The organism is Desulfobotulus sapovorans DSM 2055, from assembly GCF_059569355.1.
Genome location: NZ_JCANVJ010000055.1, coordinates 1 through 4,558 on the forward strand (window position 1 = coordinate 1; position 4,558 = coordinate 4,558).

The 4,558-nt window shown below is 55.1% G+C and carries 2 protein-coding genes; both read right to left on the minus strand.

The genetic code is table 11. The features are described 5' to 3' along the window. Positions 1 to 621: AAA family ATPase (locus tag BR04_RS17405; protein ID WP_496357297.1), on the minus strand; the 621-nt coding region annotated here is incomplete at its 3' end. Between the two features lie 56 nt (positions 622 to 677). Then, positions 678 to 4,184, minus strand: a complete 3,507-nt coding sequence (hsdR, locus tag BR04_RS17410; RefSeq protein WP_496357298.1) for a type I restriction-modification system endonuclease — start codon at positions 4,182 to 4,184, stop codon at positions 678 to 680. Between the last annotated feature and the right edge of the window lie 374 nt (positions 4,185 to 4,558).

Below are 4,558 nucleotides of genomic sequence, written 5' to 3' on the forward strand. Positions count from 1 at the left end.
AAGATTGTTGAGTCCGCTGAAAAGGGACACCTTGGAAAACTTGCTCACCCCTGTGATGAAAACAAATTTCAGGTGAACATCTGCGTCCTTTAATACAGAGTAGAGGTTTTTCAGTTTTTCACGGATTTCTATGGCAAGGCTCTTATTGGCAATATTATCCAGAATGGGCTTGTCGTATTCATCGACGAGAACCACAACCTTCTGCCCATATTTTCTGGCAATTTTGACAATGGCTTCCATGAAACGATCATTGACGGAGAGCTTTTCATAGTCAATGCCGTGCTCATTGCGGATATCCATGAGGATGGATTCCATTTTTATGGCAAGCTCTTCAAGACTGTGGAGAACACCGCTGCCAAAGCTGACGTGAATCACAGGATATGCCGTGTTCCAGTCCCAGTTGTTTTCAAGGTAGAGACCTTGAAAATACTCTTTTTGGGCTAAAAAAGCCTGACGCAGGGTATCCACAAAAAGACTTTTGCCAAAGCGTCTGGGTCTTGAAAGAAAATAGTACTTCCCTGAATCCATGAGCGTTTTAACAAAGCGGGTCTTATCGACATAATAGTGGGGCTCCGAACGCATGGCCTCAAAACTCTGAATACCGATGGGCAGTTTTTTCATGGGATTTTCCTCTGTTTCTGTTTTGATTTCTGCCACTGTTTACGGGTCTGATTGCTTCAGCCCGTCTGCCAGAGTTCTTCGCTGAAGGTTTCCAGAACGGCATCCAGCCTGTTGTCCAGCACCTTGTCGAAACGCTTCACGCCGCCATGGGCGGCAAAGGCCCGGTTAATGAACCCGGCATCCACCACCACCTCATGGGTGAGCTGGGCAGCCAGCCGTTTCAGCCATTGTTTCTGTACAGGCGACCACCCATGCATGGCGAGGATACGCTGAAGGGCCTGATGCACGCGGGTTTCAAAGGCCACAAGGGGTTCGCCAAGGGCGGCCTGACGGATGAAGCCGATGACGCTGGCGGCAATGTCCTCGTTGGTGCGGCTGGCCCATGCCTTTCGCAGATGGGCTTCGGGAAAGCCTGCGGCATCAAGGAAGAGCCGGATTTCCCTGAGGGCGTCACGGGTCAGTTCCTTTGGCCGGTTGACAACGGCCATGAGAGCAGCATTGCGGTTCACTTCCTCCCGGATGAAGCGGGTGAAGGCATCGAGATAATCCTCCGGCCTGCCATGTTCTCCCCAGGTCTGGCTGCGTTCCAGAAGCTCGTCTGCGCCTTCATAGATGAGGGGCCTTGCATAGCTTCCTAAAATGGCCTGAACCTCCTCCACCTGCCTGAGAAAACCCGGCTGGCTGCGGATAAAGTCCGAAGCCTTTTCCGGCCCCAGCTCCCTCAGAAAACGGGGCATTTCCTCCGTGGCGCATCCCCAGCTTTTTTCCAGCTCCGCCAGCTTTTCCCGCATTTCAGGCTTTGTCTCGGCCTTTTTTTCCGCCTTGCGCATGACCCGCATGAGCTTCTGGCTGAGCTGATCCAGCACATCATGGGCATGGGTGGCGGGGCTGCCCTCCCTTTCTCCGGGCTGCCCAAGGGCCTCCTTCAGACAGGCCGCATCCGTAATTTCATCCAGAAGCTGGGCGATGGTAATGCCGGGGTTTTTCACCAGAGGCTTCATGTCCGTGACCTTTTCCAGCGCCGCATAAATACCCACAGGATCATAGATACGGAAGATGATTTTACCGATGGCATCACAGCGGCGGGTGGCCCGGCCCATCATCTGCTCAAAGAGAATACGGGAACGCACCCTGCGGAGAAAAACCAGATGGCAGATGGGCGGCACATCAATGCCCGTGGTGAGAAGATCCACGGTAATGGCCACAACGGGGTAACGCTCGTTTCTGTACAGACGGATCACCTGATCCACCTTATCCGTCCGGCCCGTGATGATGCGGACGCTGGCCTCGTTGTAATCGCCGTTGTACTTTTCAAAAAAAGCCTCATCTAACAGACGTTTCACCATTTCCGCATGGTTCTGGGTGGCGCAGAAGATCATGGTCTTTTCATCGCCGAAGGGATCCAGCTCTTTGGCCAGTTCCCCGCAGATTACCCGGTTGAAGCCTTCGGTGATGACCCTGCGGTTGAAGGACTCCACATCAAAATCCAGCTCGTCCTCCAGTTCCGCCAGCTCCACGGCCCCGGTTTTCATATCAATGGCCTGCACCTCGCCCTTATCAAAGTGGATGCCGTGGCGGGTGAGCATGGTTTCATAGCGGACGGGCGGCTCATGATCGATGAGCCAGTCTTCGGCCACGGCCTCCCTGTAGGAATAGGTGAAAACGGGTCTGCCGAAAATCTCCGTGGTATGCCGGGCCGGGGTGGCGGTAAGACCAATGCGAACGGCATCAAAATATTCCAGCACCCTGCGGTAGGCGGACTGGTACTGGAAAGCGTCCCGGTTTTGAAGCTCCCCTTCGTCCATCTCCTGATCCAGAACATAGCCCCTGTGGGCCTCATCCACGATGATGCAGTCAAAGGTATCCACGGCAGGGGGAGTCTCCACCATGAAAATACGGCGCACCATGGCCTGCACCGTGGCTACCTGAATGCGGGTTTCCGCCTCTTCTGCCATGTCCCCCATTTCCGCAATATTGTACACCCGGGAAAGGGAAAGGTTCTGCTCCAGCGGGGCTTCTTTAAAGGCATCCATGGCCTGATTGCCAAGGGCCGTGCGATCCACCAGAAAGAGAATGCGGTGAAACCCCTCGGCCTTGAGAAGGCGGTACATCAACCCGATGATGGTGCGGGTTTTGCCCGTTCCCGTGGCCATGGCCACAAGGCAGCGCCGCTCTCCCCGGCTAAGGGCCTCTTCCACGGCGGTGATGGCCCGCTTCTGGTATTCCCTCAGCCGGAGATAGCCAAAGGGCTCCTTCTTTAAAAATTCCATGGACTCCCTGCGGCTTCGGGCCAGTATGTCCAGAAGACCTTCCGGGCTGTGGAAGTTTTCCAAGGCTCTGCGGATGGAAGAAGGGCTGCGAAGATCCCTGAACCATGTGCCGGACTGTTCCGCCATCTGGGGCAAAAAGGGCCTGCCGTTACAGGCATAGGCAAAGGGAATGCCGAAAAAATCCTGCTGACCATCGGGCCAGGGACCATTTTCCCAAAGGGGCTGCATGGAGTCTGAAGGCCGGAAGGCTCTGGCATAGCGTTCCGCCTGGGGAATGGCTGAAGCCACGTTGATGTTTTCCCGCTTGGCTTCCACCACGGCAAGGGGAATGAGGCCCGCAAAAAGAAGATAATCCGCCCGGTGTCCGCCCTTTAAGGGCCATTCCGCAATGGCAAGGTTTCTCCCTTTTTCAGGCCTTGCGCCAAGGGAATAGGTGAGGGACTGGGAATCCGCCTCCCAGCCTGATTCCCTAAGTCTGGCATCAATGAGGATGCGGGTCAGCTCCTCGTTCAGGGAAAGGTTTTCGGCCGCCTTCGCCGTGCGCTTGCGGATGTCCTTCAGGCCGGAGGTATCCGTTCTTTCATTTTTTTGTTTTTCAAGGGCTTCCTGAAGATTTTTGATGCGGCTTTCAAAGGCCTCCCTTTCCTTCTCAAGCCTTTGCTCCTGCATCTTCGCCCTTTCCTCAAAGCTTCGGGCTTCCGCATCCATCAGCTCCGCAAGGGCCGCATATTCCTCCTTCTCCCTTGCCATGAGCTCGGCAAGGGCACGGCTTTCCCCTTCCTTTTCAAAGGCATCCTTCAGACTTGCCTTCAGCTGCTCCATTTCTTCCTGAAGTTTCCGCAGGGGCTGGCTGGGATCTTTGGGCGGAACAAAGGGGCCGGGCTTGAAATCCTTTGCATTTTTACCAAAGCTTCTGTGGAACCAGACCGCAAGGCTCCGGGCCAGCTTCAGGCCATCCATAGCCTGTCTGTGGCAGGTGCGGAAGGCGTGGGTGGCCTTGTTGCCCTCAATGCGAAGGGTATGGAAGATCTCCCGGATCTGTGGATCAAGGCCCATGTCCTGCTGGAGTCTGTAAAGGAGGGTGGCCTGGGTGGTCTGGCTGTCAAAGGGGATAGCGCAGCGGGTGGCAATGTCCTGGGCAAAGGCTTCGCCCAGCTGACGGAGCTTGATGAGGGTGGTGTTGGGATCGCTGGCAAAGGCCTCTTCCGCTCGCAGGGCCAGTTCGGAAAAAATGGGGTCATGGTTTTTCAGAAAATCGAAATTGCCCTTTGTTCCGGAGTCTTCCGCAGCCATGGTCTCTCCCTTTTTTGATGCATGGACGGGTATGAGCGTTTTGCCATAGAGAATCTATAGCACACCCGGTGTATCCCAAGGTAAGGCACATGCTGTTTTTTCTGATTTCTCCAGGACGACAGCCTTACAGTTCCAGGGCCTTCCCTTGATCCGATACCGTTCTGCCAGACCTGCCCAAATCTCCCCATAGGTAGCTTTGGCGCTGACTTCCTGTTTCCCTGAGGCTGGTTTCACCCCTGCCTTGCGGCAAAGGCCAGAGCCTTCCTCTCCACAGGCTTTAAGATCCGGCGGAACTCGCCGTACTGTGAACTGCAAGGTTTTTCAGATTGATAGCCGCATTGACATCCCGGTCATGGGACATCCCACATTCCGGA